Origin of the sequence: Brotomerdimonas butyrica (assembly GCF_025567305.1) — a bacterium.
Lineage (GTDB): Bacteria > Bacillota > Clostridia > Peptostreptococcales > Anaerovoracaceae > Lentihominibacter > Lentihominibacter butyricus.
Genome location: NZ_JAOQJP010000022.1, coordinates 1 through 20918 on the forward strand (window position 1 = coordinate 1; position 20918 = coordinate 20918).

The following is a 20918-nucleotide window of genomic DNA, read 5'->3' on the forward strand; positions in this document are numbered from 1 at the left end:
TTTGAAAGAACTAAACCGCATATCAATATCGGAACAATCGGTCACGTAGACCACGGTAAGACAACACTTACAGCAGCTATCACAACAGTACTGCACCAGAGATACGGACTGGGATCAGACGTAGCATTCGACCAGATCGACAAGGCACCTGAAGAAAAGGAAAGAGGAATCACTATCGCAACTGCTCACGTAGAGTATGAAACACCGAACAGACACTACGCACACGTAGACTGCCCGGGACATGCTGACTATGTAAAGAACATGATCACAGGAGCAGCACAGATGGACGGAGCTATCCTGGTAGTAGCAGCAACAGACGGACCTATGCCTCAGACAAGAGAGCACATCCTGCTTTCAAGACAGGTAGGAGTACCTTACATCATCGTATTCCTGAACAAGTGCGACATGGTAGACGACGAAGAGCTGCTTGATCTGGTAGAAATGGAAGTAAGAGAACTGTTAGACCAGTATGACTTCCCGGGAGACGATACACCGATCATCAGAGGATCAGCACTGATGGCACTCGAAGATCCTGCAGGACCATGGGGAGACAAGATCGTAGAACTGTTCGAAGCTATCGACAGCTACATCCCTGAACCTGAAAGAGACAATGACAAGCCGTTCATCATGCCTGTAGAGGACGTATTCTCGATCACAGGAAGAGGAACAGTAGCAACAGGAAGAGTAGAAAGAGGAAGCCTGACAGTAGGAACCGAAGTAGAGATCATCGGACTTACAGAAGAGAAGAGAAAAGTAGTAGTAACAGGAATCGAGATGTTCAGAAAGCTGCTTGACCAGGCAGAGACAGGAGATAACATCGGAGCACTTCTGAGAGGCGTGCAGAGAGATGAGATCGAAAGAGGACAGGTACTGGCAGCACCTGGAACTATCCACCCGCACACAAAGTTCAAGGGTGAGGTATACGTACTGAAGAAGGAAGAAGGCGGAAGACACACACCATTCTTCAACGGATACAGACCGCAGTTCTATTTCAGAACAACAGACGTAACAGGAGATCTGCAGTTACCTGAAGGAACAGAGATGTGCATGCCTGGAGACAACATCACAATGACGATCGAACTGATCACACCGATCGCGATCGAAGAAGGACTTAGATTCGCTATCAGAGAAGGCGGAAGAACAGTAGGATCAGGCGTTGTAACTGAGATCATCGAATAAGTGAAGATGACCCCGTGAGTGGCGAGCGTGAGCGAAGCCAGAGCGGCGGTACTTCATTTGCCGGGAGTGCAGCGCTTTAGTGCGTGCCTTTCTGCACCGGGCTTTGCCTGAATCGGCGGAACGGACATTAGCAGGCTATGCCTGCTGGAGCAAAGCGTTGGAACTTTACGGCCATCGACTGCCTGTTAAAATATCAGATATTGCTCTCCGATCGAAACGGTCGGAGAGCTTTTTCGTATACAGGAAATTTCTCACAGAGAAATTGACGGAGCTTCAACGGATCAGAGTTGAGTGTATTTGTGCAGGATGCAGGCGAATGCGAAAGTAATGCACAACGGCATTAAAATTTGTGCAGAAAAGGTGCAAAGCAGAAAATTTTTGGAAAAAGGATTCCTGCACATTTTAGAATACCAGTCGAGTATAGATCAGATGTAACCGCTGATCGTGATCGGGAACGGAGGATGATCATGAGTGACGGAGCGATGATCGTTATGATCTTTGCGATAATAATATTCGTGCCGCTGATTTGCATATTTGCGATATACAAAATCAGCAGGTACAGACGAAAATCAAATAATGAGCGTTATACGTGCGAGACACCGGGGATCATAACAGATCTCAGACTTAAAGGCAGTGACGGACCGTTCGTCATGACCGTGAGCTACAGCGTGAACGGTATCGAGTACACTGTGAAAGAGAGCGTCAAGCTGAAAAGCAGCACGATAAAAGCCGGGGCGATACCTGTAGGGCAGCGAAAGACGCCGGTCATTGGCGATATCCGCAAAGGATCGGTCGTAACGGTTAAGCATGATCCGACAGATCCTGTCAGGGCACTGATAAAAGGCAACGATGGGTTCATTACAGGCTGATGGTCATCGAACAGCATATCTATCCCGTTCAGCTTATGGCGATCACGGTTTCAACGCTTGTCATCGCGCTGGGATCAGAGTCACGGTCGAACGCAATTATACAGAGATGAGTGCTGTCAGCGCGCCGGCTCACATGACGATGCCGGGATCATGCATCTGCATGACAACGCCAGGCTTGCAAACGCAGGCTCGCACAGGGCATTGCAATAAACGGCACGGCAATGTATAATAAAACAGACTTAAAAGTTTTCTAGGGTTCCGATATATCCGGACATGCGCTTTAAGAGCCGCGGTCATAGCGGGGAAGTACGCATCAGATATGCGTTAGAGCCGCAAAGATCTGCAGGTGCCTGAAGCCCCTGCGTATATCTTTTCGCAGAGCTTTTGCATCAGGTGCAAAGATCTGCAGCGCGCGTACATGCCAGGCAGGATATATGCTGGTCCGAGAGAAAACGGACCTGCCGGAATGGCGGCGGGCTGACACGGAGGGAAAAAAGCCCGGGAGAAGTATAGAATTACTTTTCCCGGGCTTTTGCAGCATTCAGAACAAAGGAGAAGAAAATGGAAGCAAAACAGAAGAAGAACAGCCGGATCGCATGGATCTGTCTGATCGTAGCCGGCCTCATAGAGATCGTGTGGGCGTATTTCATGAAGCTGTCATACGGGTTCACACGTCCGCTGCCGACACTGATAACCGCATTTTTTCTGGCGCTGAGCTTTTTCATGCTGGAGAGGGGCATCCGCGAGTTCGGCATAGGGATGTCGTATGCGATCTTCACAGGTATCGGCATAGCAGGAACGACAGTGCTGGGACTCGTGTTTTTCGGGGAAAGCGCAGGCGTGCTCAAGATCGTATCGCTGCTGGTGCTGCTGGCAGGGATCATCGGGCTGAAGTTCTGCGAAGGCGATGAAGAAAATGAAAATAGTGAGAAAAATGAAGGAAACGAAGGTCATGAAGGTGAGAGAGGCGCAGCTGCTGCGGGCAATGCAGCAGTCGGTGGAGCAGCAGCCGGAGCCGGAAACTGCGGAAAGGAGCGTGACTGATCATGATGTGGATACTCGTAGTCTGCGCATCGTTCTGTGAACTGGGATTCACCGTCTGCATGAAGCTGTCGGACGGATTCAAAAACAAGAAATATACGATACTGACGGTACTGATAACAGCGCTGGGGATCTTCCTGCTGTCGACAGCAGCGAAAACACTGCCCCTCGGGATCGCATATGCAGTCTGGACCGGACTTGGCACCGTGTTCACCATGCTGTTCGGGATAATCGTGTTCGGAGAAAGCCGCGACAAAAAGAAGATGCTGTTCATGATCATGGTCGTGGCAGGGGTAATAGGGCTGAGGCTTTGTTCATAGAGCGGATCGAAGCAGCCTTTGCTCTTGGCGAGCGATTATTGGTAAAATGATTGATGTTCGTAAAGTGATTGACAGATGCCGATATAACTAATATATTATATTATGGAATTTAATAATGCAGGCTATGACATTTTTTCGGAAGCCGGTGTGAATCCGGCACTGTGTCTCAGCAACCGTGATACCAGCGAACGGATGAGGCGGGGGACGACCCGCCGGCAGGCCACTGGGGCGTATCAGCATCAGCAGTATTGTCAGACAGAGCATATCGGGCCGCGACGACAGGGCGGATATGACGTCAGATCATCTGACAGTACGATACTGAAATGCTTCGGGAAGGCGTCCTTGTAGGTGCTGCAGGTTTCTGCACGATATCGTCTAAGCGAGATATCCTCAGAAACGCGGCGTGGGTTAAGTCGGGAGACCTGTCAGTCTGTTATCGGAGTCTTCTGAGGTGAGACCAGATAGTTGCGAAGTGTCAGCAATGGCGGCACTGCGGGAATGCGTACGCATATGGTAATGCATCATGTCATGCAAAGATGCAGCGATACGGTATGCAGAGTTTTCTGCTGTGCTGATTTATGCTCATTGCCGGTTTTGCATTGCGATTATTGAGGAGAACACCCGGAAGCGGGTGTTTTTTTATGCAGTAAATATCGTTTCAGATATTTACGGGATATAAGCAAAAGTTTCATATGAAAATACATGGCGAAGCCACTTTTGTCAGTCTTTTGTGATGAGTCGAAGGAGGGACTGCGCGATGAAGAAAAATCAGTGCCCTGATGCAGAGGCAGACAGCCTCACAGAAAACTATAAATTCATAAACCATAGAAAGTGCGAGTTTTTCCCATGCCACGAGACATCGGACGAAGCCGGGTTCAACTGCCTGTTCTGCTACTGTCCGCTCTATGCGCTGGGAGAAAAATGCGGAGGCGATTACGTGTATCTAGACAGCGGCATCAAGGACTGCAGCAGGTGCCTCAGGCCTCACAGGAGAGATTCGTATGACTATGTGATGTCGCGCATGGGAGAAGTGATCGATATGACTGCAGCGGCAGGACATCACAGTCGGTGAGATTCGAAATATATGTACTATATATCTATTTGATCAAATGAGAGGAAGAAGATAAAACATGGAGACCAGAAAGCGAACGAAGATATTCAATGTGCTGATGGCGGTGCTGATAGCAGTGATAGTGTTCTGCGGTATAATGACGGCAGGCGCGCTGCGCGGCTGGTTCAGCAGTGACGGCTTTGCATATTCTGAGGATGTGAAAGGCATCGTCAATATCGAGCGCAGCGGCGTCGGCTACACGCTGGATGAAAAGACACAGCTGAAGGACGGCGACGTGATAGACACCGGGACGAGCTCATCAGCATCAGTGATCGCCGGAAAGAACACGGTTTACATTTCCGAAGACACAGAGGCGGAACTATCCGGACTGGAAAAAGAACGGCTGGACATATCGCTTGATGACGGTGAGCTGTTTGCGGTCCTCGACAAGGGTGACCAGTTCAGGAAGGTAGAGGCAGGCAGCTGCGAGATCAGCTCGGATGGAAGCGTATTTTCAGTCAATGTGCAGACCGGATCTGCAGGGATAAACGTCTTCGACGGCAGCATTACAGTAAAATCCGGCGATGAGAAAAAGTCGGCGAAAAAAGGACAGACAGTAAGCATAGTCGGCGATGAGATGACTGTGTCAGATCTTGAAGCAGGATCGCTCAATGATTTCAATATCGAAAAGGCGAAGACCGCAGGCGAAGACGGGCACGACATATGTTTCAGCGGCAGCGAGCTGGACAAGGTCACAGCAGACCGCGAAGCTGAGATAAAGAAAACAGAGAAGCAGAAAAAGAAACATGAAGCAGAAGTCATAGCCGCAGCTGAGAGCGGACAGTCAGGCGCTTCAGGTGCCGGCTCAGGATCAGGCAGCCAGGCTGTGAAGCTGTGCACGGTGCAGATAGAATGCAGCTCGGTGCTCAGCAACATGGGGCAGCTGAAGAGCGGGAAAGAGAGCTTCGTCCCTTCAAACGGCGTGATACTGGCGTCCTCAAGTGTGGAATTCAGAGAGGGAGACACGGCGTTCGACATACTAAAGAGAGCATGCGACACGGCGGGCATACAGCTTGAATATTCATACACACCTGCGTACGGCAGCTATTATATAGAAGGAATAAACAACCTGTACGAGTTCGACTGCGGCAGCAGGTCGGGCTGGACATACAGAGTCAACGGATGGATGCCTAATTACGGCAGCAGCTCATACAAGATGAAAGAAGGCGATGTCCTTGTGTGGAGCTATACCTGCAATGGTATCTGATGTCATCAAACCGTGTATCCGCCGGTGAATGCCGGTGATCAGAACAGATAAGATCTGAAATCATATCGGAGGAACTAAATGGAGAGGAAAAACAGGATTTTTAAAAGTTTCAGTATAGCACTGATAGCCATCATGATGCTTACTGCGATGATGCCATCCTGGGCATATGGAGAGACGGCCGGATCGGGCGCGGCTGTGCAGACAGCTGAACAGCATGCGGCTCAGTCGACTGCGCCGGCACCGGTCATAAAGAATGATCTTTCGGAGCAGAAAGCTTCATATGCTGTGGGAGATACGGCGAAAGCACTCACGGTCACTGCATCGTCAGATGACGGCGGAGAGCTTTCGTATCAGTGGCAGAAAAGTGCGGACAACGAAGAGTTCGTGGATATAGACGATGCAGACGGTGCAGAGTACGTGCCGCCGACGGACAAGGCGGGGCTCTCGTACTACAGAGTCATCGTTACTTCTGTTATTGGAAAGGGCACAGCTTCGGAAGTCTCAGCGTCAGCGACAAGTCCAGCAGCAGCTGTCACAGTAAAGGACAGTACCGCTGTGAAAAGTCCGGCAAGATCAGCAGAGTCAGCAGCCCCGGAAGGCGATGGCACGAAAACGGCACCTTACAGACTGGCGACAGCCGACGATCTCATGTGGTTTGCCGAGCAGGTCAACAAAACCGCTAAAAAGAGCACGTCTGCACTTTGCGCGGTATTGACTGCGGACATAGATCTCACAGGCAGAGACTGGACTCCGATCGGCACGATGACGAATACATACAGTGATTATATAGCATATGGTGGTGTATTCGACGGCAACGGCAAGACGATATCAGGGATAAATATAAATAGCTCGAGTAAATATCAGGCGCTGATAGGATATGCTAAAGGCGCAGAAGTGAAAGACCTGACGGTAACCGGGAGTATAAAGACCAGCGCTGAGTATGCTGCTGGTATAGTCGCTTACGGCAATCCTGTGACAACAACTGACTGTACGAATGCTGTGACAGTAAGCTCGGCAAAATATGCGGCAGGTATCGCAGCATTCGCAGGCACAGGCACAGTGATATCAGGATGCAGGAATACTGCACCGGTTTCAGCTGCCGGGGATTATCTCGGAGGTGTAGTTGCGACTGCAACAGGGAAAACAGAGATAAAGAGCTGTTTCAACAGCGCAGCTGTCACGAACAGCGGCAAGCCGGGAGGATATGTATACTGCACTGGCGGTATAGCAGGATCAGCATCATCGGACAGCGTGATCTCGATGTGCGGCAACACGGGAGAGATAACGAGTACGATAAAGGGAACGGGCGGTATAGCCGGAAGGATAACGGGAACGATAGAGAAATGCTTCAATACCGGCGATGTCACGGGTATATACGAGACAGGCGGTATACTGGGCGCATCCAGCGGCAAGACGACTACGATCGAATCATGCTACAATACAGGAAATGTCAGCGGCACAGTTCCGACAGCGACATTCAATGACACGAATGCAAAAGGCATAGGCGGTATAATAGGAGGAGTGTCGTCAAACAGTAATGTGGCTGCAGTGCTGGACTGCTATAATGCCGGTACTGTGACGGACAGCACAGGTGTTTCAGGAGTCACTGCAGGTGGAGTCATAGGTACGAGCATCGGTAAAAATTACAACGGTGTAGAGACGAAAGACCTTGTCAGCGCAGACAATTCATACTACAGAGCAGATGCGGCTTCACAGGGAGACGGATACAGCAGCGATACAGAAGGGATAACTGCGAAGACGCGCGAGGAGATGATCGCTCCGGGATTTGCAGCAGAGCTTGGAGATAACTATATCGTGCAGGATAACGCATATCCGGCACTCGGATGGCAGGATCCGAATGCGAAATATGCGGTGAAATTCAACATAACCCCTGAAGAAGCCAGCCTTGTCGTAAAGGATGCAGGCGGCAGCGATGTAGAGCCTTCAGACGGCACCCGCACATTTTCTCTCAGGAACGGCACATACAGCTATGAGATAACATGTGACGAGTGTGAAAGCGTGAGCGGCAGCTTTACAGTAGCGTACGGCGGACAGACGATAACAGTCGACCTGAAAGTAAAGAAGTACGACTACGTGTTCAAGACAGTGCCGGAGGATGCGACTCTGACTGTAAAAGGACAGAAGCCTCTTGCAGACGGACGCACATATCAGCTTGCGAAAAACGGCAATCCGTATGAGTATCAGGCAGAGAAATTCGGGTATGTTGCGAAGAGCGGCAGCTTCAAGGTCAAAGGCGATGCAGCTGCCGACCGGAAGACAATAACACTTAAAGAAGAAACTAAATACAAGGTAAAGATACCTTTCACTAAAGAAAAGGGCGGTCAGGACAACGAGACCAAGATAACCGTGATGAGCGTGGAATATCCTGACGCTGTTATAAAGGCTGAGGATGACGGAAGCTTTTCGCTCCCGAACGGAAGCTACAGCTACAAGATAACAAGTCCGGGATACAAGCCGGCAAGCGGTGAGTTTTCCGTGTACTATTCGGATCTGACTCTCGATGAGGCATATCTGAAAATACAGACCTCATGGGACGGCAGCACTCTCTCGGAACCTGCAAAGGATGAGAGCGGAGCTTATCTGATATACACAGCTGACGAGCTGATGTGGTTCGACAGCAAGGCAGCACTGAGTTCATCTGCAAAGCTGATGGCAGATATCAGGATAAATGATTCTGTCGATGCGGCTCCCGGCAGTGCAGTATACAAATGGTCGACTGTAGGCACGACAAGCAGCAAAGCATATACAGGTACATTCGACGGCAGCGGACATACGATATCAGGCCTTTATGTGAATAACGGATCGACATCGAATACAGGCCTGTTCGGATACGTTGGAAAAACCGGACAGATAAAGGATCTTACCGTTGCTGACAGTATATTCATTTCGACCGGCAGCTATACAGGCGCGATCGTCGGAGATCTGGCAGGAAATATGACAGGCTGCCATGCGGCTGCGAATGTCAAAGTTACAGGCAAATCTTATGTAGGCGGTATCGTGGGAGAACTCGATACAGGCGGCAGCGTTTCAGGCTGTTCGAATGAAGCATCAGTCACTGCGACAGCAGCATATGCAGGCGGCATCGCCGGAAGGATCTACTCTGCCTCGGGAAGCGCGCTTACGGATTCGTACAATAAAGGCGATGTGACGTGTACGTCATACGCGGGCGGTATCACAGGCGTGATATATAACGGAGGTACTGTACAAAGTGTATACAGTACCGGCAGCGTCAAGGCAACGGCATCGTCTGGCTGTGCAGGCGGTATCACGGGACAGCTCAGATACGGCAGCATTAAATATGCATATGCGGCAGGAAGCCTCGAAGGTACTGTTGCCGGCGGCGTTGCAGGAAATATGGATTTTGCACGTGGGAGCAAGACGCTCAATAATGTGTACTATCTGGAAAGTCTGGCAGACGACTGGATCGGAGCGGTCAATGGATGCAGTGTCAGCGGAACAGCAGCTGCAAGATCAGCATCTGACATCATGCAGCTGAGCTGCGGCTCGGAAGACGCTGACCTCGGAACAGGCTTCAGCGCTGACAAAGACGGCATCAACGGCGGATATCCGGTACTGAACTGGCAGACAGATGCGCCGTCAACAGATCCGGGAGAGCCGGTACCGTCTGCAGGCGGATGGGACGGCAGGATTTCGGCAGAAGCACCGGCTCAGAAAGACGGAGTGTATCAGCTGGAGACGGCAGGTGACCTTAAGTGGTTCGCCGAAAAGATCGCAGAAGACAGAGCGATAAAGGGTGTACTGACGAAGGATATAGACCTCAACAACAGAGCATGGAAGCCTGCAGGCGGCAGCGATGCAGATACGGCATTCGCAGGCAGTCTGGACGGTGCAGGCCACAGCATAACAGGATTTTATGCAAAGGGCAGCGGCGCGGGACTTTTCGCATACAATGCAGGAACGGTCAAAGCTCTTGAGATATCGGGAACGGTGAGAAATGCGGACAATGCGGCAGCAGTCGCAGCCATAAACGCAGGAACTGTTTCCGGGGTGACGTCGAACGTTACCGTAAAGGGCGGCAACAGTGTCGCAGGTATCGCTGCAGTCAATGAAGGCGGCACGATAAAAGACTGCACAAACAACGGAACAGTCTCAGGTGGGCAGTACATAGCCGGCATCACCGCAGTGAACAGGGGAACTGTCTCAGGCTCGGTGAATACAGCTATGATCACCGCATCTGGGACATTTGCAGCAGGTATCGCTGCGGACAACACTTCCGACAGTAAAAACAGCGGAAAGATCAGCAGATGTGCGAACAGCGGACATGTGATAAGCACTGTGAAGAATCAGACGGTATTCACAGGCGGCATCGCGGGAAGAAACGATTCGCAGACGACATCTGTATACAATACAGGAAACGTAGTCAGCAGAGGCAGCGGAACCGGCGGATGCGTCGGTATAAACACGACAGGGTCCACAGCGAAAGGACTTTACAGCACAGGTGATGTGACAGGAGCATATGTCGATACGGAAAGCGGCGAAGAATTCCGTGTCGGAGGCGCCGTAGGCGAAGTGGTCAGCGGTGTGAGCGAAGCTTACTATCTGGATCTGCGCGACATCGCAGACAGCGGTTCGAACGGCGGTACGGCAGTTCCGCTCGCGACACTGCTTACGAAGGCGGGAGATCTGACGGAAATGACTCCTGTAAAGAGCGCAGCGGATGGAACAGTTTCACTGCCTTCGGACGTCAGCGTCGGAGACACGCTCAAGGTGACTTTCAGGGATTCGTCCGTGAAGGATCCTATATGCGTATGGTACAGAGACTGGAGCGGCGAACAGGAGGTAGTAGCTGTTTCAGACACATATACAGTGCCAAGCGATATGGCAGGCAGCAAGATATATGTAAAATGCATGGACCCTGCGCTTTCAGGTATCGTGAAGTGCGGCTCGGAAAGCATACAGGGCTTTACAGGAACAGCTAAAATAAGCGGAAACGCGGTAGTGGGACATACTCTTACTGCCGAATACTCAGGCAAAGCCGGCAGCGCCGACCTGAAATACCAGTGGTACAGAGGAAACAAAGCGATAGAGTCAGCTACAGGCAAGACCTATACTGTGACGGAAGACGATCTCGGAAAGACGATAAGCGTTGCGATCTCCAGCAGCAGGATGCCCGGAGAGATCAAAGCATCCGCAGGCACTGTGAAGACAGGGGACGCAGCAGGCATCTGGCCTGCGAAAGAATGCAAGGAACCGACACTGACTGCAGGCATTTATATGATATCGAATGAAGCCGAGCTGAAATGGTTCGTGAACAAGGTGAACGGCGGCGCGACTTCGGCAGATGCAAGGCTGACGGCAGATATAGCACTGAAATCTGAAAAGTGGTATCCGATCGGATGCGGCAAGCCTTATACAGGCACGTTCGACGGAAAAGGCAGGACAGTCAGCAGCCTTGCGATCGTTTCGGAAAATGACGATCAGGGCTTTTTCGGTGAAGTAGGCGGAAAGGGTATCGTCAAGGATCTGAACGTGTCCGGAAGCGTCAATGCAGGTGGGACATCATACAATACAGGCGGTATCGCGGGCAATGTGGAAGGAAAGATCACGGGCTGTACTTTCAGCGGAACTGTGACAGGCGTGAGTGACGTCGGCGGTATCGCAGGACAGCTGGGTCTGAACGCTCAGATCAGCCAGTGCAGATCGTCCGCGGCAGTGACAGGAAATGAACGTGTCGGCGGTATCACTGGATCGGTATCATACGGAACTGTGAGCCAGTGCGTGAATACCGGCGCGGTAGGAACGAGCGGCACGACGTCATATGCAGGCGGTATCGCAGGCGTGATGACGAACTACGCTGTGATCGAAGGCTCATACAACAGAGGCAGCGTCAGCGGAACAAGCTACAAAGGCGGTATCGCGGGCGAGGCAACGGTATGCGCGGCACCTCAGGGCTGCTACAGCACAGGAACTGTAGAAGCAGGACTTTACTCATACGGAGTGCTCGGAAGCATATCCGGTACAGAATATATAAGCCAGACGACAGGGAGCTACTACCTGGCTGAAAATGAAAGTGCGGCGACAGACAAGACGGCGACCGGTGCAAGTGCGGAGAGCATGAAGAAGGCGAAGTTCGTAGACTATCTGAACAGCCAGGCTGGAAGCAAGTACTTTACAGAAGACACGAAGAACACCAACGACGGATTCCCTGTGCTCCAGTGGGAGATCAGCGGCACGTCGGGAGGCAGCACGGGCGGAGGAGACAAGCCTGCCGAAGCAGACGAGATCAAAGTCACGATAACGATCATAGGCGACTCCGTTCACGGCGCAGATGGCGAACACAAGGAATATTACGACTGGCTGGGAAGAAAGCAGTATACGATGGAGCTCGGATCGACGGCCCTCGATCTGTTCAAAAAAGCTGCAGCAGATGCAGGCATCGAATACGAGATGAGCGGCAACAGCTATGTATCATCGCTGTACTTCCCGGATGACAAGATAAATCTCGGCGAGTTCTCGAACGGACCTCGCAGCGGATGGATGTACACGATAAACGGCAAGTTCACCGACTACATGAGCGCAGTGACGCTGAAGGACGGAGACGATATGCGTTTCTTCTATGTCGACGACTACAACGATGTGGACTGGTCCGGAAGCAAGACAGCTGCAGAAGCAGCCGCAGAGGTTGAAGATCTGATAAACGCTCTTCCTGACCCGGACAAGCTGACTCTTGCAGACAGCGCTGCAGTGGATAAGGCAGACAGCGCATACAGCTCACTGAGTGAAGAAGCAAAGCAGCTCGTTTCGGCAGCTGCTAAGGCGAAGCTGGATGCATCGATAGTGAAGATCGAGGAACTCAGGAAGGCTGTACGTGCTTCACTTGATGAGATGTACAGGACGACAGGAAACTCGATCCTGAAGAAGACAGAGAAATACAGTCTCGACGTAGGCACGTCGCATGGAGAATGGGCTGCACTCGGACTTGCGAGAGCAGGCATAATGAGAGACAGCACAGCAGAAGATTACGCGCAGAACGTATTCAAATATGTGAAGAAAAAGTCGAGCGCGAAGCTGCATGCATCGAAGTCGACGGACAACTCGAGAGTGATACTGGCACTCACATCGATAGGCAGAGATGTGACCGACGTGGCAGGATATGACCTGCTGGAGCCGCTTGCAGACTTTGATTATGTAAAGGCTCAGGGCATCAACGGTCCTATATGGGCGCTCATCGCCCTGGATTCTCATAAATATGAGATCCCTGAGGCGCCGAAGGGTACTTCTCAGACGACAAGGGAACTCCTCATAAGCAGCATACTCGATGCACAGCTTGCAGACGGAGGATGGGCGATAGATGAGAAATCCGCAGAGGTCGACATCACTGCGATGGCGATCCAGGCTCTGGCGCCTTACTGCAAGTCAGATGAGAAAGTCAATGACGCAGTGAACAGAGCTCTTGCGAAGCTTTCCGACATGCAGGGAGCTGACGGCAAGTTCAGAGCATACGGAACAGCCAATGCCGAATCAAATGCGCAGGTCATCGTGGCGCTCACGAGTCTCGGAATAGATCCGGCAGAGGACGCAAGATTCATCAAGAACGGCAGCAGCGTGCTCGATGCGCTGGCATCATTCTACAGTGACGGTACATTCAGACACACGCTGACAAGTGAAGAGTCAGACAACGGTATCGCGACTGAGCAGGCATATTACGCTCTGGCGTCATACCACAGGATGCTGGAAGGCAGGACCACACTGTTCGACATGTCGGATGTTGAAAGCTTCGCAAAGATAGAAGGCAAGACTGATGAGAATACTGACGGTAACGGACAGAACAGCTCCGGCAGCAAGACCGGCACCAAGCAGGCGTCAGGATCGACAAAGAGCATCAAGAGCAAGCTCACAGACGCAGATAAAGTCATGAGGATGATTGATGCGATAATAAGCCCTGAGGACAGTGCGGATGCACTCTCGGCAGATATATCGAAACTCACAGACGATCAGCTAAAGTCGATAATAGATGCATACAAGGCTTATGAGTCACTGAGCGATGACGATAAACTGCTCGTGAAGAACTACAGTGACTTCAAAAAGTTGCTCGACAGGATCGGAACGGAGATGCACAGAGACGGAAAGAGTGGTATCATTGTGGAAGGCATCGACTGGCATTACCGGCTCATCGTCGAGAAAAAAGACTTTGACAAGAGTACTGCAGCCGATATAGGCAGAAAGCTGAATGATGATTCGGAACTGCTCGTTTCATATGATATATATTTCAGGGATCTTGTCACAGGTGACAGGTACGAGCCTGAGAAACCTGTGACCGTGAAGATGCCGAAACCTGACATGAAGGATTTCGACTCTGCAGTGATAGTGCACGTCGATGACGAAGGCGGCATCAGCTTTATAAAGTGCACTGAAAAAGACGGATACCTCGTATTCACTGCTCAGGAATTTTCGATGTATGCTGTTGCAGGCGTGACGGGAGTATGGGGAGACCTGCTGCCTGTCGCATCGGCTACAATGGATCATATGATATGGATAATCATAGCGGCGGCAGCAGCGGCAGCGCTCGCGGCTGTTATCATTGCAAGAAGGCGTACGAAGAAACAGGCATAGCGGGTATTTTAAATAATGTATAGATCAAGAAACCACAGAGACACATTTTCAACATACAGTCCGGTGATAAACTTCACGTTTTTCATCGGGGCTGTGGTATTCGGGATGGTGCTGATCCATCCCGGGTTCCTGGTGTGCTCTGTGGTTTCTGCTGTCATTTACTATCTTATCGTAAAGGGCAGGCGTGCTGTAAAGCTGCTGGCAGGGCTGATCCCGGTGCTTGCAGCGGTCACGCTGATAAACCCTCTGCTCAATACGCAGGGCAGCCGCGTGCTGTTCACGTACATGGGAGGGCGGCCGTATACTGCAGAGGCTCTGTTTTACGGAATGGCGCTTGCGGCGATGTTTGCTGCTGTGGTGTTGTGGTTTTCGTGCTATAATGTCGTGATGACAAGTGATAAATTCATCCACATGTTCGGCAGGATGGCACCGTCGGTATCGCTGATCCTGACGATGGTCCTCAGGCTGGTGCCGGGCTACAGGCACAGGCTGAGGCAGATCTCGACAGCGAGGAGATGCATAGGCATGGCGGGCGGCTCTGACGGCCGAACCTCCGGGAGGAGAGAACGGATGCGTAACGGGATGGCGGAAGTTTCGGCACTTACCTCATGGGCGTTCGAGAGCGGTATCGTAACGGCCGACAGCATGCGGGGCAGAGGTTACGGCAGCGGCCGCAGAACGAACTTTTCAGTGTACAGGTTCGAGCTGAGAGATCGCATCATGCTCTCGTGCATGGCAGTGCTCATGGCAGTGACGGCATGCTGCTGCATCGCAGGTGCTGCAGAAGTCGCGTATACGCCTGAGCTTTACATAAAGCCTGCAGGAGATCCGGTTTCAGTCGCGGGACTGATCTCGTACGGTATTTTTCTGATGATCCCGGCGGGGGTGAACATTACGGAGGAGATAAAATGGCGCATTTTGAGATCAAAGATCTGACGTTTTACTATCCGGGCGGCAGCCGTCCGGCACTGAACGATATAAATCTTGAAATAGAAAGAGGAAGTTACGTGACGGTATGCGGCAGGAGCGGAAGCGGCAAGACTACGCTGCTGAGGCACCTGAAAAGCGTGCTGGCTCCTCATGGGAAAAAGACCGGCGATATACTTTTCGGCGGGAGACCGCTGGAGGAAGCCGGACTCAGGGAACAGTCGTCGATGATCGGCTATGTCATGCAGGACCCCGACGATCAGGTGGTCACAGACAAGGTCTGGCACGAGCTGGCTTTCGGACTTGAAAGCCTCGGCATTGATCAGAAGACGATGCGCCTGCGCGTCGCGGAAATGGCAAGCTACTTCGGAATCCAGGGGTGGTTCCACAAGGATGTGGCGGAGCTTTCCGGCGGGCAGAAGCAGCTGCTGAACCTGGCGTCGATAATGGCGATGCAGCCGGAAGTGCTCATACTGGACGAGCCAACGAGCCAGCTGGATCCGATAGCGGCGTCGGACTTTCTGAACACAGTCAGGAAGATCAATCTGGAGCTCGGAACGACAGTGATTATCACGGAGCACAGGCTGGAGGACATACTGCACGCATCGGACATGGTGGTCGTTATGGAAAGCGGCAGGATAGCGGCATGCGGGGGTCCGAGGACTGTCGGACAGCAGCTGTATGAGAGCGGCAGTGAGATGTTTGCGGCGATGCCGGCTCCGATGCAGATATATTTCGGCGTGAGGAGCGATTCCGCGAGAGACGGGGACGTGCCGTCTTCGGGCAGATCTTCCGGCGGATCTGCGGATGTCGATGGCAGCGAGTGCCCACTGACCGTAAGAGAAGGCAGGACATGGCTGAGCCGTGAGTTCGAAGGCAGAGAGATAAAGTTCAGATCGCTGGCTGAAGCCGCAGGAAGTCAGGGCGCAGATGGACAGACAGCTGCAGCGCAGCGCAGGGGGTCTGGGCAGATAACTGCTGACTCGACCGGGCAGGTGCCTGCAGACGCGATCCGGGTAGGCTGTGAGAGCGTGCTTCCCCTTGAACATGAGTCTTCAAAGCCTGCGCTTGAAATAAAGGAAGCGTGGTTCAGATACGAAAAAAATGCACCTGACGTGCTGAGAGGACTTTCCATCGAAGTGCCGCGAAACGAGCTATTTGCGATAGTAGGAGGCAATGGTACCGGCAAGTCCACGGCGCTGCGGACGATATGCGGCATATGCAGACCGTACAGAGGTAAAGTGCTGATAGACGGAAAACGATTTGAAAAATACAGGAGCGGCGAGCTTTTCCACGGTAAACTGGCGATGCTCCCTCAGGATCCAAAGAGCCTGTTCGTCAGAAAGACGGTGAGAGAAGAGCTGGAAGAGATGCTGCCGGGCACCCCGTCCGCAGCAGACGCTCGCAGTGTAAAAGACTCCGCGATAGCCGGGATCGTGCAGCTTTGCGATATAGAAGACTTGATGGACAGCCATCCGTACGACCTGTCGGGCGGCGAGCAGCAGCGTACGGCACTGGCAAAGGTGCTGCTGACCGGGCCGGAGATACTGCTCCTGGACGAACCGACAAAAGGAATGGACAGCTTTTTCAAGATAAAATTCGCGGAGATACTCGCAGATCTCAAGAAACGCGGCGTGACGACAGTGATGGTATCGCATGACGTGGAGTTCTGCGCCAGATATGCTGATACCGTGAGCATGATGTTCGACGGCAGCATCATCACGACAAATACACCGGACAGGTTTTTCTCGCAGAACAGCTTTTACACGACGGCAGCCAACAGAATGAGCCGTCACATATTCGACGACGCTATTACAGATGAGGATGTGATCAGATTATGTCAACTGAACAGATAAATAAAACGGGCAGCCGCAGCCGCGGAAAACTGGCGGCAGGACTGCTGGCGGTCTTCGTGCTGATACCGGCGGCCATGTTTGCAGCGCCGCACCTCGGCGGCAGAGGATACTACATAGCAGGAGTGCTGATCATAATTTTCTCGATGGTGCCGTTTTTCGCTCAGTTCGAAAGGCGCAGGCCGGAGGCGCGTGAGATGGTGATGATCGCAGTGATGTGCGGCATCGCGGTCGCTTCCAGGGCGGCGTTCATCATGCTGCCTCAGGTCAAGCCCGTGATCGGCATAATAATCATCGCCGGCATGGCATTCGGACCGGGCGGCGGGTTCCTGACAGGTTCGCTGACTGCATTCGTCAGCAATTTTATTTTCGGACAGGGACTCTGGACTCCGTGGCAGATGTTCGCATACGGTACCGCCGGATTCATCGCAGGTCTGCTTGCACGCAGAGGGATCATAACTGCGGAAAAGAAGCTGCCGGTCACGATATTCAGCGGGCTGGTGATAATGCTCGTGACAGGACCATTGCTCGATCTGTGCACGGTCTTCACGATGAGCAGCGCTGTTGACGCTTCATCGGTGCTGTCCGTCATGGCTGCGGGGATACCGTTCAACGCGGTACTGGCGGTATCGACTATGGCAACTGTGTTTATCCTGTGCAGGCCGATGCTGGAAAAGCTGGATCGTATAAAGAAAAAATACGGGATCATGGAGGCGGGCGAAGCATCATGAGATTCGACAGCTGCCATCCGGTGATAAATCTCATATATTTTGCGGGCGCGATCGCATCGGCAGCGGTGTTCGATCACCCCGTTTTTGTCGCGATCGCATATGCGTCGGCATTCATGTATTCGGTGAAACTGAGGGGCGTCAGGGGTCTTGTGACGGATCTGTGCCTGATACCGCTGATCTTCGGGTATACGTGGCTTTATTCGTATTACAATCATTTCGGAGTGACGTCCCTGGGAGAAAACCTCATAGGCAACCATATCACTCTTGAGGCGGTGGTGTACGGGCTGCAGACCGGAGTGTCGGCCGCAGCTGTGGTGATGCTGGTGTCATGCCTGTTTGTGATATTTTCAGCCGACAAGGTCGTTTATCTTTTCGGGCGCATATCACCGAAGCTGTCGCTGTTTCTCTCGATAATCCTGAGGTGCCTGCCGAGACTTGCGAAACAGGCCGGCAGGGTGGATGGCGCTCAGGCCGGTGTAGGAAGAGGGCGCAGGCAGGGAGCATTGTGGAAACGCGCAGCGAACTGCGTGCGAATGGTTTCCGTGCTCATCACCTGGTTCATGGAGAGCATCGTGGAAAGCGCACAGTCCATGAAAAGCCGCGGCTACTCGCTGAAAGGCCGCACGGCGTTTTCCATATACAGATTCGACAACAGAGACAGGAGCTATGTCGTGTTCACATTCCTGTGCGTCACGCTGACGATGATGGCTGTGATGCTGGATCAGACCCATATCTATTATGATCCCCGGCTGATAATGAACCGCATAACTCCGGCATCGTATGTTTTCTATGCTGCATACGCATGCTTCATGCTGTCGCCGATGCTCCTGCAGCTGTATGGAGAGTGGCGTTTCAGCAGGCAGAGACAATCTTGCAGTGCAAACACTAGATAATTCAGAAAATTGCATTTAATCTTGTTGTAATACTCCCTTTACAATGCTATAATAAAGGTATCTTTATAAAACTAATTAGGGAGGACTTATTTGATGAAGGGCTATAAGAGCGAAAACATAAGAAACGTTGCACTTGTAGGACACGGCGGAAGCGGCAAGACTACATTCCTGGAAGCTGCGTTACTTGCAACAGGCGTTATCAGCAGACTTGGCAAAGTTGAAGATGGAAATACAGTTTCCGACTACGACAAAATGGAAATCGAAAAAGGTTATTCTATCAGTACTTCGATCGTACCTGTAGAGTACAATAACGTAAAGATCAATTTTGTCGACACTCCGGGATTCTTCGATTTTGTCGGTGAAGTAAATTCGGCATTAAGAGCAGTAGAAGCAGCAGCGATCCTGGTAGATGCTTCAGCAGGCATTCAGGTTGGAACAGAAAAAGCCTGGAATTCATGTAAAGAATTCGGTATTCCAAAGTTCTTCTTGATCAATAAGACCGATAAGGATAATGTTGACGTTGATAAAGTCATAGCAGATCTCAAAGACAAATTCGGCACATCTGTAGTTACTCTTGACGACAAAGAGGCGATGACAGAAGCGATCGCAGAGACTGACGAAGTCCTGATGGAGAAATTCTTCTCTGGGGAAGAGTTCACTGATGATGAGTTCAATCACGGACTTTCACACGGTATCGGATCCGGAGACATCGTGCCTGTTCTGGCATGCTCGTCGGTAAAGGGCGACGGAATAACAGATGTACTCGATGATTTCATAAAGTTCGTACCGACACCTGCAGAGCACGAGGATTACGATGCGAAGAACGATGCGGACGAAGATATCAAGATCAAGGTCGATCCGGCAGGAAAGCCTGCTGCATTCGTGTTCAAGACGATAGCAGACCCGTTCCTCGGCAAGATCTCGCTGGCTAAGGTGATCTCGGGAACACTGAAATCAGGTCAGGAAATATACAATGCAAGAGCACAGAAATCGGAAAAACTCGGTTCGATGTTCTTCATGAGAGGAAAGAACCAGGTGGAGGCACCGGTAGTTGAAGCCGGAGACATCGTGGCTATCGCAAAACTGCAGTTCACGAAGACAGGCGATACTCTCTGCGAAAAGGCAAACATCGTGAAATTCCCGCCTGTGAAATTCCCTGCTCCTGCGCTTTACATAGCAATAGAGCCTAAGGACAAGGGCGACGACGAAAAAGTCGGCACAGGTTTACATAAGCTTATGGAAGAAGATCCGTCATTCGTACTCGAAAGAAACGTTGAGACGCATCAGTCGCTTCTCGGCGGACAGGGCGAGATCCAGCTCAGCATAGTTACAGCCAAGCTCAAAGACAAGTTCGGCGTGGATGTGGTGACAGTGCCTCAGAAGATCGCGTACAGAGAAACCATCAAGGGCAATTCGGATGTACAGGGCAAGCACAAGAAGCAGTCCGGAGGCGCAGGCCAGTACGGTGACGTTCACATCAGATTCTCACCTGCACAGGAAGAATTCGAGTTCTCGGAAGAACTGTTCGGCGGTTCGATCCCTAAGAACTACGTTCCTGCTGTAGAAAAGGGACTCAGAGAGTCTATGGAAAAGGGCCCTCTCGCAGGCTGCAAGGTAGTTAATATCAAGGCAGTGTTGTACGATGGTTCATACCATGATGTAGACTCGAACGAAATGGCGTTCAAGATCGCTGCTTCGCTCGCGTTCAAGAAGGGTATCGCAGAGGCTAAGCCTTGTCTGCTCGAGCCTGTAATGAAGCTCGAGATCATCGTTCCTGACGATCACATGGGTGACGTTATGGGCGACATGAACAAGAGAAGAGGCAAGATCCTCGGCATGGAACCTGTTGCAGGAGGCGGACAGAAGCTGATCGCGGAAGCACCGCAGGCAGAGCTGTTCGACTATGCTATCGTGCTCAGATCGATGACTCAGGCAAGAGGAAGCTTCACTATGGCATTCGAAAGATATGAAGAAGTACCTGCTCAGATCGCACAGAAGATCATAGCAGATCACCAGGCTCAGCAGGAAAGCAAGTAGTTTTCTTAACATAACATATAACATAATCAAACCCTGAAGGCTGTCTCACAAGAGGCAGCCTTTCTGCGCGTGTGCCAGGCATGGCATAAGTCTTACGGGTGAAAGTCCCGTCACGGGTATTTACCGCCAAGTGTAGCGAACCACAAGCCGAAGAC

Annotated in this window: 12 protein-coding genes; all 12 read left to right on the plus strand. The window is 51.7% G+C overall.

Features of this window, described 5'->3' with window-relative positions:
* The coding region (gene tuf, locus OCV59_RS11675) for an elongation factor Tu (RefSeq protein ID WP_147594615.1) at positions 1-1179 on the plus strand (1179 nt) is incomplete at its 5' end.
* Positions 1180-1646: 467 nt separating this feature from the next.
* A complete protein-coding gene (locus OCV59_RS11680) occupies positions 1647-2048 on the plus strand; it encodes a DUF3592 domain-containing protein (protein ID WP_147594616.1) in 402 nt (133 codons plus the stop codon).
* Positions 2049-2609: 561 nt separating this feature from the next.
* A complete protein-coding gene (locus OCV59_RS11685) occupies positions 2610-3092 on the plus strand; it encodes a DMT family transporter (protein WP_262584407.1) in 483 nt (160 codons plus the stop codon).
* A 2-nt stretch (positions 3093-3094) separates the two neighbouring features.
* A complete protein-coding gene (locus tag OCV59_RS11690; protein WP_147594617.1) occupies positions 3095-3409 on the plus strand; it encodes a DMT family transporter in 315 nt (104 codons plus the stop codon).
* 757 nt (positions 3410-4166) lie between these two features.
* Positions 4167-4481 carry a cysteine-rich small domain-containing protein gene (locus OCV59_RS11695; protein WP_262584408.1) on the plus strand — a complete coding sequence of 105 codons (315 nt, stop codon included), beginning with the start codon at positions 4167-4169 and terminating at the stop codon, positions 4479-4481.
* 58 nt (positions 4482-4539) lie between these two features.
* The gene (locus tag OCV59_RS11700; RefSeq protein ID WP_147594619.1) at positions 4540-5727 is read left to right on the plus strand and encodes a DUF4430 domain-containing protein; all 1188 of its coding nucleotides are present in this window, start codon (positions 4540-4542) and stop codon (positions 5725-5727) included.
* 78 nt (positions 5728-5805) lie between these two features.
* Positions 5806-14322, plus strand: a complete 8517-nt coding sequence (locus tag OCV59_RS11705) for a DUF4430 domain-containing protein (protein ID WP_147594620.1) — start codon at positions 5806-5808, stop codon at positions 14320-14322.
* Positions 14323-14337: 15 nt separating this feature from the next.
* Positions 14338-15258: an energy-coupling factor transporter transmembrane component T gene (locus OCV59_RS11710; protein ID WP_147594621.1), complete on the plus strand. Its 921-nt coding sequence runs from the start codon at positions 14338-14340 to the stop codon at positions 15256-15258.
* A complete protein-coding gene (locus OCV59_RS11715; protein WP_147594622.1) occupies positions 15231-17105 on the plus strand; it encodes an ABC transporter ATP-binding protein in 1875 nt (624 codons plus the stop codon). The genes OCV59_RS11710 and OCV59_RS11715 overlap by 28 nt, the downstream gene beginning before the upstream one ends.
* On the plus strand, positions 17087-17833 hold the full coding sequence (locus OCV59_RS11720) for an ECF transporter S component (protein WP_147594623.1): 747 nt from the start codon (positions 17087-17089) through the stop codon (positions 17831-17833). The genes OCV59_RS11715 and OCV59_RS11720 overlap by 19 nt, the downstream gene beginning before the upstream one ends.
* On the plus strand, positions 17830-18726 hold the full coding sequence (locus OCV59_RS11725; RefSeq protein WP_147594624.1) for an energy-coupling factor transporter transmembrane component T: 897 nt from the start codon (positions 17830-17832) through the stop codon (positions 18724-18726). Before OCV59_RS11720 ends, OCV59_RS11725 begins: the two co-directional genes overlap by 4 nt.
* A gap of 93 nt (positions 18727-18819) precedes the next feature.
* On the plus strand, positions 18820-20763 hold the full coding sequence (locus OCV59_RS11730; RefSeq protein ID WP_147594625.1) for an elongation factor G: 1944 nt from the start codon (positions 18820-18822) through the stop codon (positions 20761-20763).
* Positions 20764-20918 lie beyond the last annotated feature (155 nt).